Origin of the sequence: Serratia plymuthica, from assembly GCF_018336935.1 — a bacterium.
GTDB classification, from domain to species: domain Bacteria; phylum Pseudomonadota; class Gammaproteobacteria; order Enterobacterales; family Enterobacteriaceae; genus Serratia; species Serratia plymuthica_B.
Window position 1 is genome coordinate 2,626,719 of the sequence record NZ_CP068771.1, and the last position, 19,184, is coordinate 2,645,902.

Consider the following 19,184-nt stretch of genomic DNA (forward strand, 5'->3'; position numbering starts at 1 on the left):
GTTTCTTTTTGCCCGACAGTCGACGCCGGCGATGAAAATCGCCGGCGTTTTTTTGCCTCCTCTTCAGGTTATTGCAGCCTGTCGCCACCGGTTTCCCGCAGCAGCGGCAGTACCAGCAACGAAATCACGGTAGCCAGCATCAGATAGCCGGCAGGCGCCAGCAGCGAACCGCTCAGGGCGATCGACTGCGAGGCGATGTACTGGGCAAATCCGCCGAAGATCGCTACGCCCAGGCTATACACCAGCGCAAATCCCAATGCGCGGATGCGCTGGGGGAAGAGTTCGGAAATTATCAGCAAGGTCGGTACCGAGCTCAGAGTGGTCAGGCTGACCATCAGCGCCACTACGCTCAGCAACACCGCCGGATGCGGCACCTCATTTAACAGCCAGAAAACCGGCAACGACAGCAGCAAGATGGCGATGCGTGCCCAGAGAATCAGCGGCAGTCTGGCGTAGCGATCGCACCAGTGGCCCACCAGCAAACTGCCGCCGAAGGTCACCGCGCCCGCCAACAACATGGCGGCATAGCCGTAGGATTGCGTCATGCCGAGGTACTTCACCGCATAGGTGCCGAGATAATACATTGAGATGTAGGTAGCCACGGTCGCGCCGATAGTCAACATCACGCCGAGTACAACCGCCCGTGAATGTTGACGCAAGTGCGGTGGCGCCTTCGGTTCTTTCGCCACATGCGGCCGATCGTTCTCCAGACTGAGCCGCAGCCAGCAGCCGATTGGCGCCAACGCCACGCCGATAAAGAACGGGATGCGCCAACCCCAGTTGGCCATGGCCTCGGGATCGCCCGACATCACCGGCAGTGCGGCGCTCAATCCCAGCGCCGTCACGCCGCCAACGACGCTGGCAATCCCCTGCGTTGCCAGTGTCCAGCTGGAATAAAATCCGCGCCGGTTGGGCGGTGCAGATTCCACCAGCAGCGACATCGACGCCCCGACCTCTCCACCCGCCGCCACGCCCTGAATCAACCGCGCGGCCACCAGCGTTATCGTTCCCCAATAGCCGGCGGTAGCGTAGGTCGGTGCAAAACCGATCATCGCCGTCCCCAGAGTCATCAGCGAAATCGTCAGAACCATCGCCGCTTTTCGCCCGCAGCGATCGGCATAGGCGCCGATCAGAACACCGCCCAGCGGCCGCATAATAAAACTGACGCCAAAGGTGGCGAACGCCAGCAACAGCGCCAGATTCGGATCGCTCGAAGGCGGGAAAAACAGCACGCTGATATAAATAACAAAGAAGTTGTAAATACCGAAATCAAAAAACTCCAGCGCATTGCCGAAGGAGGCGGCGAAAATAACCCGCTTGCCGCCCACCTTCCGCACCGATACTATTTCCTGATCGTTGGAATGCGTATTTTCACTCATGGTCTTTCCCTGAAATCATCAAGCTGATTTATTTGAGATAGGCTTCAGCCAACGCTCCCCAATAATGGCTGCCGGCAGCCAGGCAATCGTCGTTAAAATCGTATCCGGGGTTATGCACCATGCAGCTGCCCTCACCCATACCGTTGCCGATAATCAAATAACAGCCTTGTGGATGCGCATCGAGCATAAAAGCAAAGTCTTCACTCCCCATCAGCGGTTGGGTGCCGTAATGAGCGCGCGCGGCGCCAAACTGCTGCTCCGCTACCCTGTGGGCGAAGCGCGTCATCGCTTCGTCATTCATCAGCACCGGCGTGCCGTTGACGTGTTCCACCCGGGCGCAGGCACCAAAGCTTTCCGCCTGCGCCTGCACCAGTGCCGGAATACGCGCCAGCAATGTGGCGCGCACCTGAGGATCCAGCGAGCGTACGCTGAGTTTCATCTCTGCACTCTCAGGGATCACGTTGGCCGCTTCACCGGCTTTGATGCTACCGACGGTGATCACCGCGGCCTCCAGCGGGTTTATATTGCGCGAGACGATGCTTTGCAGCGCCACGGTGATATGCGAAGCCACCAGCACCGGATCGACCGCCAGATGCGGGATAGCACCGTGACCGCCGCGCCCCTGCACGCTGATATTGAACTGATCCATCGAGGCCATAAAAGGCCCATGCTGGAAGAAAAACTCGCCGACCGGCATGCCCGGCATGTTATGCATGGCGAAGATGGCGTCACAGGGGAACAACTCAAACAACCCCTGTTCCAGCATGCGGGCGCCGCCGTTGAGCAACTCCTCCGCCGGTTGAAATATCAGATGCAGCGTACCGTTGAAATTGCGCGTCTGCGCCAGGTAGCGGGCAGCGCCGAGCAGCATGGTCGTGTGGCCGTCATGACCGCAGGCATGCATGCGATTCGCTACGCTGCTGCTCCAGGGTTTACCGTTGTTCTCCGTAATCGGCAAGGCGTCCATGTCGGCACGCAGCCCGAGGCGTTTTTCGCCGCGCCCCTGTCGCAGGGTGCCCACCACCCCGGTGCCCGCCAACCCACGATGCACCTCATAACCCCATGCGTTCAAATAGTCCGCCACCAGATCGCTGGTGCGAAACTCTTCAAAACCCAGCTCCGGGTGTTGATGAATATCGTGCCGAATTGCCGTCAATTGAGATAAATAACCGCCGATAATTTTATCCATAATAATTAAACTCCTTTTTTTACTTTATTATTTACGACGTGAATAATTGAATGCTCTTTTGAAAGGAAAGATATATCACGGTATTAATTATTTTTTTGTGCGGTTGACGACATGGCAATTAATAATCCGCTGGCCGAGGTTTTAGACAATAAAACGACGATTATTCGCTGCGGGAAAATTAAAACTACAGAATGAAAAACTGCATCAGACGGTTTCCCCGGCATCCTGCACCACCGATGCTCATCACTTTGTTTTTACAATAAAACCCCACTTGGTTCACATTTCTCATCCAACCTGCTTCTGTTCAGCGCCAAACCTCCTATTTTTAAGACGTTATCCCACTTTATAACAACGTCGGTTTTTATCTCTGCACACCAAGGAGTTGTTGATCATGAAAAACGTCAAGTCCGGGATCATCTGGCTGGTGGTGGCGTTAGTCGGCGCATTTGCCTTCGCCATGCTGGCGCTCAGCCGCGGGGAGCATGTTAACGCGGTCTGGCTGGTGGTGGCTGCCGTGGCCTGTTACAGCATCGCTTACCGTTTCTATAGCCTGTTTATCGCCAAGAAAGTGTTTGAGCTTGACGATCGCCGCATGACACCGGCGGAGCGTCGCAACGACGGCCTGGACTATGTCCCCACCAACAAGTGGGTGCTGTTCGGTCACCACTTTGCCGCCATCGCCGGTGCCGGGCCGCTGGTCGGGCCGATTCTGGCCGCGCAGATGGGCTTTTTGCCGGGCACCATCTGGATCCTGGTCGGCGTCATGCTGGCCGGGGCGGTGCAGGACTTCCTGATCCTGTTCATTTCTACCCGCCGCGACGGCCGCTCGCTGGGTGAAATGGCCAAACAGGAACTCGGCGCCTTCGCCGGGGTGATCACCATGCTTGGCGCTCTGGGCGTGATGATCATCATTCTGTCCGCCCTGGCGCTGGTGGTGGTAAAAGCGCTGGCCGACAGCCCATGGGGCCTGTTCACCATCGCCGCCACCATTCCTATCGCGCTGTTTATGGGGATATACATGCGCTTTATTCGGCCGGGGAAAATCGCCGAAATCTCGGTGGTCGGCTTCGTACTGATGCTGCTGGCGATCATTTATGGCGGCAACGTGGCGCAACACCCCTACTGGGGGCCCTTCTTTACGCTGCATGGCACTACCCTGACCTGGGTGCTGGTGATCTACGGTTTCGTCGCTTCGGTGCTGCCGGTATGGCTATTGTTGGCGCCACGTGACTACCTTTCCACCTTTATGAAGATTGGCGTCATTATCGGGCTGGCGATAGGCATCGTCTTTGCCATGCCGGAAATGAAGATGCCTGCGGTATCGCGCTTTATCGACGGCAGCGGCCCGGTATTCGCCGGTTCACTGTTCCCGTTCCTGTTTATCACCATCGCCTGCGGTTCGATTTCCGGCTTCCATGCGCTGGTATCCAGCGGCACTACGCCGAAACTGGTGGAGCGCGAAAGCCATATTCGTTTTATCGGTTATGGCGCCATGCTGATGGAATCCTTCGTGGCCATCATGGCGCTGATTTGCGCTTCGGTGATCGACCCCGGCGTTTATTTCGCCATGAACTCTCCGGCGGCGCTGATTGGCACCACGGTGGAAAATGCCTCGCAGGTCATCAACAGCTGGGGCTTTATCATCACGCCGGAAACCCTGACGATGATCGCCAAAGACGTGGGCGAGCATTCGATCCTGTCGCGCGCCGGTGGCGCACCGACCTTTGCCGTGGGGATGGCGCACATCATCACCGAAGTGTTTAACAGCCGCGCGATGATGGCGTTCTGGTATCACTTCGCCATTCTGTTCGAGGCGCTGTTCATTCTGACCGCCGTCGATGCCGGCACCCGCGCCTGCCGCTTTATGGTGCAGGATCTGGTTGGCGTGGCGATCCCCCGGCTGGCCAACAACCGTTCATGGTTCGGTAATCTGGCAGGGACGACGGTGGCCGTCGCCGGTTGGGGGTTCTTCGTTTATCAGGGCGTGGTCGATCCGCTTGGCGGCATCAACACCCTGTGGCCGCTGTTTGGTATCGGCAACCAGATGCTGGCTTCAATGGCATTGATCCTCGGTACCGTTGTGCTGTTTAAAATGAAAAAACAGCGCTACGCCTGGGTGACCATTCTGCCAACCGTCTGGTTGTTCATTACCTCGATGACCGCCGGCTGGCAAAAAATCTTCCACGAGAAACCCAGCATCGGCTTCCTGGCGCAGGCGAAGAAATTCTCCACCGGTATTGAACAAGGCACTCTGATTGCCCCGGCCAAGACGCTGAAAGATATGGAAACCATAGTGTTCAGCAATCAGATTAACGCCGCGCTCTGCGCTTTCTTTATGCTGGTGGCGGTGACCATGCTGGTTTCTGCATTCTTTGTGATCCGCCGTGCGTTGAACGCCAACCAACCTACGGCGAATGAATCGCCAGTCACCCTTCGCGAGGAGACCGGCAAGATCTAAACATTGAGTGAACTCTCGCAAGGGCGCTGCGGCGCCCTTTTTTTTGCTTATTTCACCACCGCCATTTGTTCTCGCATGGCGGCTCTCGCCTTGGCTCGTTTCGACCAGACCACAGTTATGATCGGCACCAGAATCGAGACGGCTCAAGGCCGCCTCTCATCCTGGTAAACGGGATCAGTTAAGCAGGTTGGTGCCAAATGCACCCTGCCAATCCTGTTCGAACTTCTCGACCGCCGCCTGCACCGCCGGAGCGACAAGGAACTGCTCGGCCACATCGACCGGCAAGGTAATCGCCTGGCAGCCCGCCAACAGGCACTCCAGCGCCTGCCGTGGCGTCTTGAAGCTGGCGGCCAGCACCCGGGTGCCCGGCACGTGCAGCGTCAACAATTGCTGCAGTTCGCGCACCGTTTCGATGCCGTCACCGCCCTGTGCGTCCAGCCGGTTAACATAGGGGGCGACGTACTCCGCGCCGGCCAGCGCCGCCAATAGCCCCTGTCCGGCGCCATAAACCGCCGTACCCAATGTGGGGATAGACATCGATTTCAGCTTTTTAATCGCCGCCAGCCCCTCGGCGGTCGCCGGGATCTTGACGACCAAACCAGGCACTCGCTGATGAAGCAGCGCCGCCTCCGCCACCATGCGCTCTGCGTCGTTGGCCATCACCTGGGCAAACAGCTTGCCGGTTCCGCCCAGTGCATCACGCAGCGCCGGCAAGACCTCCCAAATGGGCTTCCCCTCTTTGGCAACAATGCTCGGATTGGTGGTGACGCCGTGCAACGGCAGAATGCGTGCCAGGCGTTTTACAGCATTCACATCGGCGGTATCGAGATAAAGCTCCATTACGGACTCCTGAATCTTCTGTAGGCGAATTCAACCTTTCATCATAGTAGAGCAAAAGAACTCATGATTTTTGATCGCTATCAAATCAATTTCCATTCAAAACAACGCCAAGGGCAAAAGTAGAGTCACTGAATGGCAGGTGGCCCGCGGGCTTCGTTCCGCCGCGCTCTTCACCCCTTCCGGCCCGGGCATTCGCGGCAGAGTTGCTCGCGACGCTGGATAATCCGCGTTCTTTACCTCATCATCTTCTGACGCGCAGGATGGTATTATGGCGCGAACAGAACATACTATTTAAACAACAAATATTAGCGGCCACACATTGGTAGCCGCACATCAGGTCGATATGAATTCAAGACAACAAACAATTTTGCAGTTGGTGAACGAACGTCGAAGGATCAGCGTCAGCGATCTGTCGCGCGCCACCGGGGTTTCAGAGGTGACTATCCGTCAGGACTTGAATCTGCTGGAAAAGCGCAGCTATCTGAAACGGGTGCACGGTTCCGCATTGGCGCTGGAAAGCGACGACGTCGATGCGCGCATGATGTCCAATTTTGTTCTCAAGCAGAAGCTGGCGCGGTTTGCCGCTTCGCAGGTTAACGACGGCGAAACCATCTTTATAGAAAATGGCAGTACCAACGCGCTGTTGGCGCGCTATATCGCCGAACGCAAAAGCATCACGCTGATTACCGTCAGCCACTATATCGCCACTCTGCTGAAAGAGAGCGATTGTGAGGTGATAGTGCTGGGTGGCATGTATCAGAAAAAGAGTGAGACCCTGGTCGGGCCGCTGACGCGCATGTGCATCCAGCAGGTTCATTTCAGCAAGGCGTTCATCGGCATTGACGGTTACCATGCGGAAACCGGCTTTACCGGCCGCGATATGATGCGCGCCGACGTGGTCAACGCCGTGCTGGCGAAGGGTATGGAAAATATCGTGCTGACAGATTCGTCCAAGTTTGGTCAGATCCAACCCAATCCGTTGGCACAGCAAGGAAAGATTGATCGGGTGATCACCGATTCGCGCCTGGAACCGGAGTATCAGCACCAGTTGGAACGCCAGGGAATACGGCTGGATAGGGTCGGCGATTAAACGACTTTTGGAACGACAGGCGGGCACCCTGCGGCTGCCCACCTGATGTTCACTGCCCGTAATAGGCGTTTTTGCCGTGCTTGCGCAGGTAGTGTTTATCCAGCAACGTTTGCTGCATGTTCTCAAGCCCAGGCGTCAGTTGGCGTGAAAAAATCCCCATATAGGCAATTTCCTCCAGCACGACGGCATTGTGCACCGCGTTATCCGCGTCTTTACCCCAGGTAAACGGGCCGTGAGAATGCACCAGCACCGCCGGCATGCTGGCCGGATCCAATCGCCTTTCGTGGAAGGTTTCGACAATCACCCTGCCGGTCTCCCATTCATAACGCCCGGCAATTTCCTCATCCCGCATGGTTCGAGTACAGGGAATGTCACCGTAGAAATAATCGGCATGAGTGGTGCCCCAGGCGGGGATATCCTGGCCGGCCTGCGCCCAGATGGTGGCGTGCCGCGAATGGGTGTGCACAATACCGCCGACCGCATCGAACTCGAGATACAATGCCCGGTGAGTATCACTGTCTGAAGAGGGTTTTTTATTGCCCTCCACCACATTGCCGCTTTCCAGTTCCACTACCACCATATCGTCACAGGTCATTACCTCATACTCCACCCCGGAAGGTTTGATCACCATCAGCCCTGCCTGGCGATCGAGGGCGCTGACGTTGCCCCAGGTGAAGGTCACCAGATGGTGGCGCGGCAATGCCAGATTTGCTGCCAATACCTGCTGTTTAAGATCGTCGAGCATTTGTCTTTCCCGGTTAAGCCTGTCTGCGAATATTGTCGGTAGGCCGGCGACGGGGCGGTATGGCATAAATCGCTAAAGACCGCGTAGGCTTCTGCTGGATGCGGAGTTCTGCGGGGTTAAACGGTGATTCGCTTATCGGAAAGAAAGAGAGGCATCAGGAATTTAGGACTATTTACCTGTTTATTGCTCAACAGTCGCTTATAGTGAATTTGGGCAGAAAAACCGCTTTCAATTTTTTAATGTTCTGCCTTTAACAAATAATGCCATTTTTTATATCGATACTGTATGGGAGCCGATAGCAGGCCGAATTTATGGTTCACGCCTATACTTAAAGGGCACTTCCATATAGCCAATGCTAAGGAGAAGTCATTATGATGATTATCAATAAACGTTTCGCCACCGCTGCTCTGGCACTGACTCTGGCGTTTTCACTCAGTGCTTGTTCCAACATGTCCAAACGTGACCGCAACACCGCAATTGGTGCCGGCGCAGGGGCCGTAGGCGGTGCAGTACTGACCGATGGTAGCGCATTGGGTACGCTTGGTGGGGCCGCCGTTGGGGGCATCATTGGGCATCAGGTTGGCAAATAACCAGCACGGCCGCTGTAGATACCTCTGCCGACAGGCTGGCAAAAGCGTTTTCGCTTTGACGTATTAAGCATAATAAAGATTATTTCAGGTCTGTATTACCTTTAATCCATGGCATTTTCGCCATCGATGGGCTCCGGCCCGACAGCACGACCTAAGCCATGCCGCAACATTGCACTGCGGCATGGCACTCCGCCTGCAGCCGTTAACCGCCCGCCAGCTTGACCTTCATCCCCTTGGCTTCCAGCAACTGCTTGAGGAGATCACGTTTATCGCCCTGGATCTCGATCACCGCATCTTTGACCGAGCCACCGCACCCGCATTTCTTCTTCAGCTCTGCCGCCAGCTTTTCAAGCGCCGCATCGTCCAAATCAATTCCGGTGATCAGGCAAACGCCCTTCCCCTTGCGCCCACTGGTCTGGCGCTGAATGCGCACGATGCCGTCTCCCTTGGCTCGCTGCGGTTTGACCTCTTCTTGCTTGATGCGCCCGCTGTCGGTGGAGTAAACCAACCGGCTATTGTCGTCATTCATTTCAAGCCCCCTTAAGCCAGCGAGGCGCGAATAGCGCTCAGCGTGGCGGCAGGATCGGCGGATTGGGTGATCGGGCGCCCAATCACCATATAATCGACCCCGGCGGCCTGCGCCTGCACCGGCGTCATGATGCGGCGTTGATCGCCGGCTGCGCTGCCCTCTGGACGAATGCCCGGCGTGACCAGCTGGAACTGACGCCCGCAGGCTGCTTTCAGCCGTTCGGCCTCATGCGCCGAACAGACAACACCGTCCAGCCCGCAATCACGGGCCAAACGCGCCAGCCGCTCAGCCTGCTCGGCCGGAGAAATGTTGATGCCGATAGCCTGCAGATCCTCCGCTTCCATGCTGGTGAGCACGGTTACGGCGATCAATAACGGCGCCTCTGCGCCATAGGGCAGCAGCGCCTCTTTAGCCGCAGTCATCATGCGTGCGCCGCCGCTGGCGTGGACGTTGACCATCCATACGCCCAGTTCGGCCGCTGCCGCTACCGCATGGGCCGTGGTATTGGGGATATCGTGGAATTTTAAATCCAGGAATACGTCGAAGCCGCGCTCGTGCAAATCGCGCACCAGCTGCGGCCCAAACAGGGTGAACATTTCTTTGCCCACTTTTAATCGACAGTCCTGCGGATTAATGCGATCGGCAAACGCCAACGCGGCGCCTTTATCGGCATAATCCAGCGCAACGATGATCGGAGATGATTTTAAGTCATTGTTATTAATGTTTTTTTCAGACTTCATTTCTTCTACCTTCTTTAAAATGGACATGACCAGGTAATAACCCACCAAACTGACCGCCGCATTCTACATGCCGGCCGGCAGAAATCCCAGCCACAGCGCCCTCTGCCGTTAAGTAATGTTAATCCATCGTTCGTCATCAAGCGTCAATAAGCCCCCAAAACCAATAGCGCAGGCTGCGTAAAGCGCCGTAAAGATGCGTAAATTATCAATCAGATATTTTGAACAAGATGCTCAGCATTATCAGATTTTAAATCCGTACGGATACTTTATTATTCAACACATCGGAAGCGAACTGCTTCCAACCTAAACAAACTGACCGGAGTCACCCATGAAAACCATCAAATATTTTGCAGCCGCTACCGCCATCGCCCTGACCTCTTTCGCAACCTTCGCCGCTGAACCTGTCAATTTGCAACAGGCCAATGACCTGGCGCCTGCCGGTGTCGTCTCCGCAGGCCACGCAACGACCCTGAGCGGCCTGGAAGCCAAACTGGCAGCCAAAGCAGAAGCTCAGGGCGCCAGCAGCTACCGCATTATCTCCGCCGGTGGTAACAACCTGCTGAGCGGTACTGCCATCATCTACAAATAAGTCTCTTCGCTATAGGGCCCGGCACGCCGGGCTCTGCCTATTTCCCCGCCATTACGTTCATAATTCCCGCGCCCAATGTTACATAAATATTAAATTTTTATTACACCCTAGACTCTTACTCATTACTGGCTTAGCTTGAAGGTATCTTCCCGCAGAAAGGCTTCAAAATGAGCGAGATATCTACACTAACCATCAAAATCCCTCTGGAACTCAAAGAGAAAATTCGTACTATTGCCGCTGAGAACCAACTCTCTCTGAGTGCTGAGGTGTGTCAGCGCCTTGAAAGCAGCTTCGAAGCGCCGGTTAAAGCGGAAAAAACCGCTAAAAAATCGGATGAGCTGCACCACGGCGAAATCGATAATCAGGGGATTGAAGAAGAAATCGAACAGCCTCTGAACCAGAAAGAATTGAAAAAGCTGCGTCAGTTGCTGAAAGGCGGCGTGAAAGCCGGCAAGAAAAAGTAATACCCTATACTACGAAAAACGGGGCGATATTATCGCCCCGTTTTTTATTGCCCATCCAGCCCGCGAATCGGCTTAACCGATGCCCAGGCCCGACATGACGGGCAATGCCAATACAGTGAATGCGCGGTAAAACCGCATTTGTGGCAACGATAGCGCGGTTTGGTACGGATTTGCTCACCCACCATGTCGCGCAGCAGCAGCAGGCTCTCTTTGGCACGCCCATCTTCGGCGTCCGCCAGGTGGTAATCCATCAGACGGTAAAACACGCGCATGGTCGGATGACGCTGTAATTGACGGTTGATATACACCTGAACGACGTCGCGCCCTTCGTGCTGTTCAATGATCTCCGCCAACATCAGCTCGGCGGTGGCGCCCGTATTTTCCTCTACGCAACGCTTGAGGAACTCCGCCCAGTCCTGCTGATTTTCCAAATGTTGATAACATTCATGCAGCATAGGCAAGGTTTCGCTAACCAGCTCTTTATCCTGGTTCAGCACCCGCTGCAGGGACTCGACCGCTTTGGCGTATTCAGCCTGGGCCATATAAATGCGACCGAGCATAATCGACACACGGGCGCACTGTTTATCCGCCGAGGCCGCACGTTTCAGCAGGCTCATCGCCTTATCAAGATCGTCGCTGCCCATAGCCTGTAGCGCCAGCTCACAGTAGAAATGCGCGATCTCGATACGTTGTTTGTCTTTACCCAGCTTGACCAGTTTTTCCGCCACGTCGATCGCTTTCAGCCAGTCGCTGGTTGCCTGGTGGATCACCAGCAATTGCTGCAACGCCGAGATGCGGAAATCCTCTTCGCCGACCAATTGGCCAAACATGTCTTCCGCGCGATCGTACATGCCCGCGGCCATATAGTCGCGCCCGAGCTGTTGCACTGCCAGCAGGCGTTGTTCGAAGGTCAGGGAGGCGCTTTCCATCAGCGCCTGATGGATGCGTATTGCGCGGTCGACCTCGCCGCGCGAGCGGAACAGGTTACCCAGCGTCAGGTGGGCTTCAACGGTGGTGCTATCCTCTTTCAACATATCGAGGAACAGATCGACCGCTTTATCCTGCTGATTGGAAAGCAGGAAGTTCACCCCGGCCACATATTCACGCGACAGACGGTTGGCTTCCTGTTGTTTATCCTGTTGAGCACTTCTGCGCCCCATGTACCAACCGTACGCGGCAGCCACGGGCAGCAACAGAAACAGCAGCTCTAACATAAAAGGTTATTCCTTGCTGACAACGGGCTGAGTTGCCGGCTCAACAGGCTGTTCAAGCTGCAGTTCCAGCCTCTTGATTTTGCGTTCGGCTCGCCCCAACGCAATGCGGGTGCGCAGATAGAACAGGCCACAAATGACCCAACCGAGAACAAAACCGGCGCCAAACAACGCAGCCAACAGGGTCGATATACGATAATCACCCTGTGCAACCAGGTAATTAAAACTCACGACCTGATCGTTATGCGCGCCCAACGTGACAGAAATCACGAAAACCACCAGAACCAACAAAAAAATCAGCAAATATTTCACATTCTTTCCCGCGATGCCGAGTTAATCGGATGAATTATACCCGATGTATTTCAAGTTGCCGCCTGGCAGCGACTCGAAAGACGAAAGGTATATGCCAATACGTGGCGTCCCTCCCATTAAGTTAGCATTTCCCATCGTGCCAGGGAAACCCTGCCGCACGATAAAACCAGATATCTGCCGGCATATTCGGCAGTAAATGGCACGCCCAGGGAAATTAATGAGAAAGCTTCTCAAAATAATGAATTTATAAAGATATGGGGGCAACCCTGGCAATTGCAATGATTGACGAATGTAAGAGATTAATACGGCGCCTGCCCGGCGCCGCGATAAGTGACCATGTCACCTAATGTTTCCTTCCGGAGGTTCTTTCTACCACTTCCTGCTGCTCCTGAGGAGGCAACGCCAGCGGACCAAACCAGCGTTGCGCCAGCCAGCAGGCAATCGTCACCAGCAGCCAACTGATCAATGTCGCCATCGCCAGATCGCGCGGCCAGTGCATGCCCAGCAGCAAACGGCTGCCCATCACGCCGCTCGCCCACAGCATCAGCAATGCGACGGTTTTGTAATGGCGACGCGGCCACAACAGCCCCACCCCCAGCAATGCCCAGGAGGCGGCGAACAGGGTATGCCCTGAAGGAAAGGCGAAGCCGGTTTCAAACTGCCAATGCTTACTCAGCCAGACGGGCACCAGCGGCTGATCCTGCAACTGTTCCGCTACCAGCGCGCTGCGCTCTTTGCGAGGCAACGAGTAAAAGTATTTTTCGTCCACGCCATGGTTTTGTTCCAGCCAGACGACAAACGGCCGCGGCTCCTGTACCCGATCCTTAATCAGTGATTTTACCCCCTGGCCGATCAATACCGCGGCAGAGAGCAAAATGACCAGGCCGATGGCCGCTTTGAGCCGAAATCGCAGACACCACAGAAACCAGGCGGAGAGAATGGCGCTGGTGATAATCCCCCACGGCGAGGTCACGGTTTCGGTCACCCAATAAAGGCCTTTCAGCAAGGGTTCGTTACCGCCCGGCTGCCATTGCCAGCCGGATAACCACACTGCCAGCGGCATCAGCAACAGCACGATCGCCCCCGCTGCCGTGCGTTTTGCTATCTCAAACATTCCACGTTTCCTTTGTTTAAGCCAAGGGTCAGTGTAACAATCTTGCAATATCGATAACACTCGAAAAATTAAACAGATAAAAAACCTGTCGCAATAATAATGGCCTGAAAACGCCGGATGCTGGTTTGCTGAGCACCGCAGAGCAAGAAGTTATGGCAAAATAGCCGATAATTAACGAAATAGAGATCGCCGTTGCACATTTTATACTGGTCAGGTCACCGAGTCGGACGTAGGATGCGCAACAACGATTGAATCGGATGTGTTTGTGGAGAGCAACATGCAGCTTAAACGGGTGGCAGAGGCAAAACTGCCAACACCTTGGGGCGATTTCCTGATGGTAGGATTCGAAGAACTGGCCACCGGGCACGATCATCTGGCGCTGGTCTTCGGTGATATTGCCGGCGCGACGCCGGTACTCTCACGCGTACATTCTGAATGTCTGACCGGCGATGCGTTGTTCAGCCTGCGCTGCGACTGCGGTTTTCAGCTTGAAGCCGCGCTGGAACATATTGCAGAAGAAGGCCGCGGCATCCTGCTCTACCACCGCCAGGAAGGTCGCAATATCGGTTTGCTGAACAAGATCCGCGCTTATGCCTTGCAAGACAAGGGTGCCGATACCGTGGAGGCTAACCATCAACTCGGCTTTGCCGCTGATGAACGCGATTTCACTCTGTGTGCGGACATGTTCAAATTGCTGGGTGTGGACGCGGTGCGTTTGTTGACCAACAACCCGAAAAAGGTTGAGATCTTGACTGAGGCGGGAATCAACATCACCGAGCGCGTACCGTTGATCGTCGGCCGCAATCCAAAAAATGAACGTTACCTGGCGACCAAGGCCGCCAAAATGGGCCATTTGCTGGACCAGAAGTAATTTCCTCTCGAAAAAATCTGGGCGCCATCCATGGCGCCCTTTTTATTACCGCATGCTTACAACATTTTCCTGATCACATAGTGCAGGATACCGTCGTTCTCGTAGTAGGTCAGCTCATTGCCGGTATCGATACGGCAGCGGGTATTAACCACTTCCTGACGACCGTCCGCATAGGTGATATGCACCGGCACCGTCTGCCCCGGTTTCAGCGTTTGCAAACCACCGACGCTGATCTGCTCATCCCCGCTCAGCCCCAGCGTTTTGCGGTCGACGCCAGCCGGGAACTCCAGTGGCAGAATGCCCATACCGATCAGGTTGGAGCGATGGATACGTTCAAAGGACTCGGCAATCACCACCCTAACCCCCAACAGGCGTGGCCCCTTCGCTGCCCAATCGCGGCTGGAGCCGGAGCCGTACTCTTTCCCGGCAATGACCGCCAGTGGCACCTGCTCCTGCTGATACTGCATTGCGGCATCGTAGATCGACAGCTGATTTTGCGAAGGAATATGGCGGGTGTAGCCCCCTTCGACCCCCGGCACCATTTCGTTGCGAATGCGGATATTGGCAAAGGTGCCGCGCATCATCACTTCATGGTTACCGCGGCGCGAGCCGTATGAGTTGAAATCCTGGGCCGCGACACCGCGATCGCTCAGGTAGCGCCCCGCTGGGCTATCGCGCTTGATATTCCCCGCCGGGGAGATATGGTCGGTGGTCACGGAATCCGCCAGAATGGCAAGAATTCGCGCATTCTTGATATCCTGTACCGGGTCCGGTTTCACCTGCATGGTGCTGAAGAACGGCGGGTGGCGGATATAGGTGGAATCAGCCTGCCACTGATAAGTGGCCGATCCGGTTACCTGGATCGATTGCCAATTGGCGTCACCGTCGAACACCGCGCCATATTCCTTGTGGAACATTTCGGTACGAACCTGCTCCACCGCCAGGGCGATGTCCTGGCTACTTGGCCAGATATCCTTCAGATAAACCGGCTTGCCGTCACGCCCGTCACCCAGCGGCTCTTTGGTCAGATCGATCTTCATGCTGCCTGCCAGTGCATAGGCCACCACCAGCGGCGGCGAGGCCAGCCAGTTGGTTTTCACCAGCGGGTGGATGCGCCCTTCAAAGTTGCGGTTGCCCGACAACACCGCACCGACGGTCAGATCGCCTTCTTTGATCGCTTGCTCGATGGCCTCAGGCAATGGCCCGGAGTTGCCGATACAGGTGGTACACCCATAGCCCACCAGATTAAAACCCAGCTCTTCAAGGTACGGCGTCAGCTTGGCGCTGTCGAAATAGTCGGTGACCACCTTGGAGCCAGGCGCCAGAGAGGTCTTCACCCACGGCTTGGTCCGCAGCCCTTTGTTCACCGCATTCTTCGCCAACAGGCCGGCGGCCATCATCACGCTGGGGTTAGAGGTGTTGGTGCATGAGGTGATCGCCGCAATCACCACCGCGCCATTGTGCAGTTCGTGTTCCTGGCCACTGAGGGTAAAGGATTTGAATTCCGATTTGCTCTTTTGGCTGCCGATGTCCAACTCGGTCGCGGCATTAAACGCCCTCGGCACGTCCGGCAGCGCCACGCGATCCTGCGGGCGTTTCGGCCCGGCGAGGCTGGCCACTACCCTCGACATATCCAGCGCCAGCGTGCTGGTAAACACCGGTTCATCGCCAGGATGGCGCCACATGCCCTGCGCTTTGGCATAGGCTTCCACCAGCGCAATTTGCTCATCGCTACGGCCGCTCAGTTTCATGTAGCCGAGTGTAACTTCATCTACCGGGAAGAAACCGCAGGTGGCGCCAAACTCCGGCGACATGTTGGCGATGGTCGCCCGATCGGCCAACGGCAAACTGGCCAGCCCGTCGCCGTAGAATTCAACGAATTTACCGACCACGCCGTGCTTGCGCAGCATTTGGGTCACCGTCAACACCAGGTCAGTGGCGGTGATGCCTTCGCTGAGTTTGCCCGTCAGCTTGAACCCCACCACGTCTGGGATCAGCATGGAGACCGGCTGACCAAGCATCGCCGCTTCGGCTTCGATACCGCCAACGCCCCAACCGAGAATGCCCAGGCCGTTAATCATGGTAGTGTGAGAGTCGGTGCCGACCAGGGTGTCCGGGTAGGCAACGTGCCTGCCGCTTTCGTCGGTATGCCACACCGTCTGGCCGAGATATTCCAGGTTAACCTGGTGACAGATGCCGGTGCCGGGCGGCACTACGCGGAAGCGGTTGAAGGCTTTCTGCCCCCAACGCAGGAAAGTGTAGCGTTCGTGATTGCGCTCCATTTCGATACGCACGTTTTCTTCAAACGCATCGTCGTCACCGAATTCATCTACGGTGACCGAGTGGTCAATCACCAGATCAACCGGCGACAGCGGGTTAACCTGGTCAACATTGCCCCCCAACCGCTGCACCGCTTCACGCATGGCGGCCAGATCCACCACCGCAGGCACGCCGGTAAAGTCCTGCATCAACACGCGCGCCGGGCGATAGGCAATTTCGCGATCGGCATGGCCGGTTTGCAACCAATCGACGATGGCCTTCAGGTCATCAACCTGCACGGTGTCGCCATCCACATGGCGCAGCAGGTTTTCCAACAGCACTTTCATTGATTTTGGCAGCCGGTCGATATCACCCAACTGTTTCGCCGCCAGCGGCAGGCTGTAATAGTAGTACTCGCTATTCAGCGCAACCAGCTTATCCAGACTCGTTTCTCTAAGATCGGACGACATAGCTCCTCCATTTCTTATTATGACTAAAACAGGGTAATCACTGAGGTCTTGTTTAAAGATACCACATAGAACAATTAACGTTTTGATAACAACACGTTTTGATCAGAACGATAGGCAGAAGTAATCAACGGCGGAAAGCGCTCACGCCTGCGGCTAAATCATGTACTGAAGGGCCGTAACTGTATACATACTGCGTACGGGCGGCACGGCGAAAATAAATAAGATCCCGACGACTATCAATGCGCTACCGCAAAATATCGGTTGCGATAACGGTATCCCGCAGGCAAAAAAGGTTATCCTGTACGGATTCGGCATAGCGCTTGTCCTGCCGACGATGGCATCGTAATACACTAAATATAAGGAGCGGACAGTGGCGTTTTTGGGATTCGTTAGTGAACGGGAGTGTCGGCGCTGGGAAGGCGCCACCCCTTATCTTCCCGCTTTCAGCTTTTATGAAAGGCATCAGTCAGAACCCATTAATGCGCGCCCTGAGGCGATTATTCAGGCGGTGCTTACGTTGAATATGGAGGAAGATCCGATTATCCGTCGGCTGCTGATGCTGCGCCAACTGCCAAAAAAATTGCTCCAATGGGGTGCCGAAACAAAACGTACGTCGCCGCCCGAGGCCTTTGGTTTCGAGAGTTTTACCCAGCTCCATCAGGACAGCAACGAGGTTTCTCTTGGGTTGGCCGGGCAATTTTGGAAACCCATGCTGGGTGTCCACAGACTGGAAAACGCGGCAGCTTTTCACCAATTCGCCGATCCCGCTGCAGCCAAACTGGTACTGCGCTTTATCGTCACCCAGGATGCGGCCGGCTTGGCAACGCTTTGTACGGAAACCTTCATCTGGTGCCCAACACCACAGGTTAAAGCCCGCTTAGCCTGCTACTGGGCAGCCATTCGGCCTGCCAGCGGCTGGATAAGGCGACGCACGCTGCTCTCAGTGCAACGCAAGTTGGCAGTCACCGCAACTGAACCCTAAAGAGATAATGGGTGGGGAAATGCTTTCAACTACGGGGAAGGCCGTTCTTCAAATAGGGAAAAGGAGGGATAATCCCCTCCTTCTGCGCCAAACTCATCTCGGGATCCATTCCCCGTCTAACGGTTTACTTAATCGGCAGCTTGATGTCTTTGAACATCGCTTCGATTTCTTCGTTGGATCGCAGTGCTACGGCGTTGTCGACCACGTCGCGAGTCAGGTGCGGTGCAAAGCGCTGAATGAAATCGTACATGTAACTGCGCAGGAAAGTGCTGCGGCGGAAGCCGATTTTGGTGGTGCTGTAGGTGAAGATATCGCGCGCATCCACGGTCACCAGATCCGGATCCTGCACCGGATCCACCGCCATACTGGCGATAACCCCGACCCCTAATCCCAGGCGCACGTAGGTTTTAATCACATCGGCATCCGTTGCGGTAAATACGATGCGTGGCGTCAGGCCGGCACGGTTAAACGCCGTATCCAGCTCAGAACGCCCGGTAAAACCGAAGGTATAGGTGACAATCGGGTAAGCCGCCAATTCTTCAATAGTGATATGGCTTTTACCGGCTAATGGGTGATCGGGCTTCACTACCACCGCACGGTTCCAATGGTAACAAGGCAACATAATCAAATCGTCGTAAAGATGCAGCGCTTCGGTGGCAATGGCAAAGTCTGCATTGCCTTTGGATACCGCTTCTGCAATTTGCGTCGGCGACCCCTGGTGCATGTGCAACGAAACGCGCGGGTAGCGCTCGATAAAGCCTTTGATGACATTGGGCAGCGCGTAACGCGCCTGAGTATGAGTAGTAGCGACGTACAGCGAACCTTTATCTGGATAGGTGTGCTCGCCGGCAACGGCTTTGATCGCGTCCACTTTAGACAGAACTTCACGCGCGATGCGGATGATTTCCTGGCCTGCTGGGGTAACCTGAGTAAGGTGCTTTCCGCTGCGAGCGAAAATCTGGATACCCAACTCATCCTCCAGCATGCGCACTTGCTTGCTGATACCGGGTTGTGAAGTGTAAAGCCCTTCCGCCGTCGAGGAAACATTCAGGTTGTGGTTAACCACTTCCACAATGTAACGAAGCTGCTGCAATTTCATATCTTATACCATCCTAGGTTAAACACTGCGGCTTACCCGCAGCCAGGTATATCGGTGTCGCCCCGGTATGCTGAAAACTGACAAGCCTAAACACAGTGTCTCACCCAGATGCTGAAGAAAACGCCGTTATTAATAAGCTTTAATCATAAAAAAACTTTTTATATAACCACTATATCACGTAGCCGCTTCAAGTATAGATCCACGTCACATCATGATAACGATTATTTTGCATTGCTATCAATGTGAAACCCTG

General features: G+C 55.3%; 18 protein-coding genes. 7 read left to right on the plus strand and 11 right to left on the minus strand.

Going from position 1 to position 19,184, the window contains the following annotated elements:
* Positions 1-68: 68 nt before the first annotated feature.
* Both JK621_RS12135 and JK621_RS12140 read right to left on the minus strand, forming a co-directional pair.
* Positions 69-1,379: an MFS transporter gene (locus tag JK621_RS12135; RefSeq protein ID WP_212560023.1), complete on the minus strand. Its 1,311-nt coding sequence runs from the start codon at positions 1,377-1,379 to the stop codon at positions 69-71.
* Between the two features lie 28 nt (positions 1,380-1,407).
* A complete protein-coding gene (locus JK621_RS12140; RefSeq protein WP_432761927.1) occupies positions 1,408-2,568 on the minus strand; it encodes a M20 aminoacylase family protein in 1,161 nt (386 codons plus the stop codon).
* Positions 2,569-2,959: 391 nt separating this feature from the next.
* Here JK621_RS12140 and JK621_RS12145 point away from each other — a divergent pair, with 391 nt between their 5' ends.
* On the plus strand, positions 2,960-5,026 hold the full coding sequence (locus JK621_RS12145) for a carbon starvation CstA family protein (RefSeq protein WP_212560024.1): 2,067 nt from the start codon (positions 2,960-2,962) through the stop codon (positions 5,024-5,026).
* A gap of 174 nt (positions 5,027-5,200) precedes the next feature.
* Here JK621_RS12145 and fsa read toward each other — a convergent pair whose 3' ends face one another.
* Entirely contained in the window at positions 5,201-5,866 is a 666-nt protein-coding gene (gene fsa / locus JK621_RS12150) for a fructose-6-phosphate aldolase (RefSeq protein WP_212560025.1), read from the minus strand.
* Between the two features lie 343 nt (positions 5,867-6,209).
* Here fsa and JK621_RS12155 point away from each other — a divergent pair, with 343 nt between their 5' ends.
* The gene (locus JK621_RS12155) at positions 6,210-6,956 is read left to right on the plus strand and encodes a DNA-binding transcriptional regulator YciT (protein WP_212560026.1); all 747 of its coding nucleotides are present in this window, start codon (positions 6,210-6,212) and stop codon (positions 6,954-6,956) included.
* 49 nt (positions 6,957-7,005) lie between these two features.
* Here JK621_RS12155 and araD read toward each other — a convergent pair whose 3' ends face one another.
* The gene (gene araD, locus JK621_RS12160; protein ID WP_212560027.1) at positions 7,006-7,701 is read right to left on the minus strand and encodes an L-ribulose-5-phosphate 4-epimerase; all 696 of its coding nucleotides are present in this window, start codon (positions 7,699-7,701) and stop codon (positions 7,006-7,008) included.
* 371 nt (positions 7,702-8,072) lie between these two features.
* Between araD and osmB the strand changes: the two genes are divergently transcribed.
* A complete protein-coding gene (gene osmB / locus JK621_RS12165; protein ID WP_004945176.1) occupies positions 8,073-8,291 on the plus strand; it encodes an osmotically-inducible lipoprotein OsmB in 219 nt (72 codons plus the stop codon).
* Between the two features lie 202 nt (positions 8,292-8,493).
* On the opposite strand, the gene yciH is transcribed toward osmB, so the two are convergent.
* Together yciH and pyrF are read right to left on the minus strand one after the other, a co-directional pair.
* On the minus strand, positions 8,494-8,820 hold the full coding sequence (yciH, locus tag JK621_RS12170) for a stress response translation initiation inhibitor YciH (protein ID WP_006317152.1): 327 nt from the start codon (positions 8,818-8,820) through the stop codon (positions 8,494-8,496).
* An 11-nt stretch (positions 8,821-8,831) separates the two neighbouring features.
* On the minus strand, positions 8,832-9,560 hold the full coding sequence (gene pyrF / locus JK621_RS12175) for an orotidine-5'-phosphate decarboxylase (RefSeq protein ID WP_212560028.1): 729 nt from the start codon (positions 9,558-9,560) through the stop codon (positions 8,832-8,834).
* Positions 9,561-9,888: 328 nt separating this feature from the next.
* Between pyrF and bhsA the strand changes: the two genes are divergently transcribed.
* Entirely contained in the window at positions 9,889-10,149 is a 261-nt protein-coding gene (gene bhsA, locus JK621_RS12180; protein WP_212560029.1) for a multiple stress resistance protein BhsA, read from the plus strand.
* A 167-nt stretch (positions 10,150-10,316) separates the two neighbouring features.
* Positions 10,317-10,613, plus strand: coding sequence for an Arc family DNA-binding protein (locus JK621_RS12185; RefSeq protein ID WP_212560030.1), 297 nt, complete (start codon positions 10,317-10,319; stop codon positions 10,611-10,613).
* A 44-nt stretch (positions 10,614-10,657) separates the two neighbouring features.
* Here JK621_RS12185 and lapB read toward each other — a convergent pair whose 3' ends face one another.
* The 3 genes from lapB to pgpB all read right to left on the minus strand — a co-directional run bounded on the left by lapB (position 10,658) and on the right by pgpB (position 13,250).
* The gene (gene lapB, locus JK621_RS12190; protein WP_126483050.1) at positions 10,658-11,827 is read right to left on the minus strand and encodes a lipopolysaccharide assembly protein LapB; all 1,170 of its coding nucleotides are present in this window, start codon (positions 11,825-11,827) and stop codon (positions 10,658-10,660) included.
* 6 nt (positions 11,828-11,833) lie between these two features.
* Positions 11,834-12,136, minus strand: coding sequence for a LapA family protein (locus tag JK621_RS12195; RefSeq protein WP_126483052.1), 303 nt, complete (start codon positions 12,134-12,136; stop codon positions 11,834-11,836).
* Between the two features lie 343 nt (positions 12,137-12,479).
* Positions 12,480-13,250, minus strand: a complete 771-nt coding sequence (gene pgpB, locus JK621_RS12200; protein ID WP_212560031.1) for a phosphatidylglycerophosphatase B — start codon at positions 13,248-13,250, stop codon at positions 12,480-12,482.
* 277 nt (positions 13,251-13,527) lie between these two features.
* Here pgpB and ribA point away from each other — a divergent pair, with 277 nt between their 5' ends.
* Positions 13,528-14,121 carry a GTP cyclohydrolase II gene (ribA, locus tag JK621_RS12205; RefSeq protein ID WP_006321116.1) on the plus strand — a complete coding sequence of 198 codons (594 nt, stop codon included), beginning with the start codon at positions 13,528-13,530 and terminating at the stop codon, positions 14,119-14,121.
* 56 nt (positions 14,122-14,177) lie between these two features.
* Here the strand turns inward: ribA and acnA are convergent, their stop codons facing one another.
* Positions 14,178-16,850, minus strand: a complete 2,673-nt coding sequence (gene acnA / locus JK621_RS12210) for an aconitate hydratase AcnA (protein ID WP_212560032.1) — start codon at positions 16,848-16,850, stop codon at positions 14,178-14,180.
* A gap of 370 nt (positions 16,851-17,220) precedes the next feature.
* On the opposite strand from acnA, the gene JK621_RS12215 reads away from it, so the two are divergent.
* Entirely contained in the window at positions 17,221-17,832 is a 612-nt protein-coding gene (locus JK621_RS12215) for a hypothetical protein (RefSeq protein WP_212560033.1), read from the plus strand.
* 124 nt (positions 17,833-17,956) lie between these two features.
* Here JK621_RS12215 and cysB read toward each other — a convergent pair whose 3' ends face one another.
* A complete protein-coding gene (gene cysB, locus JK621_RS12220) occupies positions 17,957-18,931 on the minus strand; it encodes an HTH-type transcriptional regulator CysB (RefSeq protein ID WP_004945202.1) in 975 nt (324 codons plus the stop codon).
* Positions 18,932-19,184 lie beyond the last annotated feature (253 nt).

Coding starts and splice junctions, on each gene's coding strand:
- acnA (WP_212560032.1), bottom strand. CDS start 16,850: ATGTCGTCCGATCTTAGAGAAACGAGTCTGGATAAGCTGGTTGCGCTG.
- araD (WP_212560027.1), bottom strand. CDS start 7,701: ATGCTCGACGATCTTAAACAGCAGGTATTGGCAGCAAATCTGGCATTG.
- lapB (WP_126483050.1), bottom strand. CDS start 11,827: ATGTTAGAGCTGCTGTTTCTGTTGCTGCCCGTGGCTGCCGCGTACGGT.
- pyrF (WP_212560028.1), bottom strand. CDS start 9,560: ATGAAGTCTGAAAAAAACATTAATAACAATGACTTAAAATCATCTCCG.
- bhsA (WP_212560029.1), top strand. CDS start 9,889: ATGAAAACCATCAAATATTTTGCAGCCGCTACCGCCATCGCCCTGACC.
- JK621_RS12145 (WP_212560024.1), top strand. CDS start 2,960: ATGAAAAACGTCAAGTCCGGGATCATCTGGCTGGTGGTGGCGTTAGTC.
- cysB (WP_004945202.1), bottom strand. CDS start 18,931: ATGAAATTGCAGCAGCTTCGTTACATTGTGGAAGTGGTTAACCACAAC.
- fsa (WP_212560025.1), bottom strand. CDS start 5,866: ATGGAGCTTTATCTCGATACCGCCGATGTGAATGCTGTAAAACGCCTG.
- JK621_RS12135 (WP_212560023.1), bottom strand. CDS start 1,379: ATGAGTGAAAATACGCATTCCAACGATCAGGAAATAGTATCGGTGCGG.
- osmB (WP_004945176.1), top strand. CDS start 8,073: ATGATGATTATCAATAAACGTTTCGCCACCGCTGCTCTGGCACTGACT.
- JK621_RS12185 (WP_212560030.1), top strand. CDS start 10,317: ATGAGCGAGATATCTACACTAACCATCAAAATCCCTCTGGAACTCAAA.
- JK621_RS12140 (WP_432761927.1), bottom strand. CDS start 2,568: ATGGATAAAATTATCGGCGGTTATTTATCTCAATTGACGGCAATTCGG.
- yciH (WP_006317152.1), bottom strand. CDS start 8,820: ATGAATGACGACAATAGCCGGTTGGTTTACTCCACCGACAGCGGGCGC.
- pgpB (WP_212560031.1), bottom strand. CDS start 13,250: ATGTTTGAGATAGCAAAACGCACGGCAGCGGGGGCGATCGTGCTGTTG.
- ribA (WP_006321116.1), top strand. CDS start 13,528: ATGCAGCTTAAACGGGTGGCAGAGGCAAAACTGCCAACACCTTGGGGC.
- JK621_RS12155 (WP_212560026.1), top strand. CDS start 6,210: ATGAATTCAAGACAACAAACAATTTTGCAGTTGGTGAACGAACGTCGA.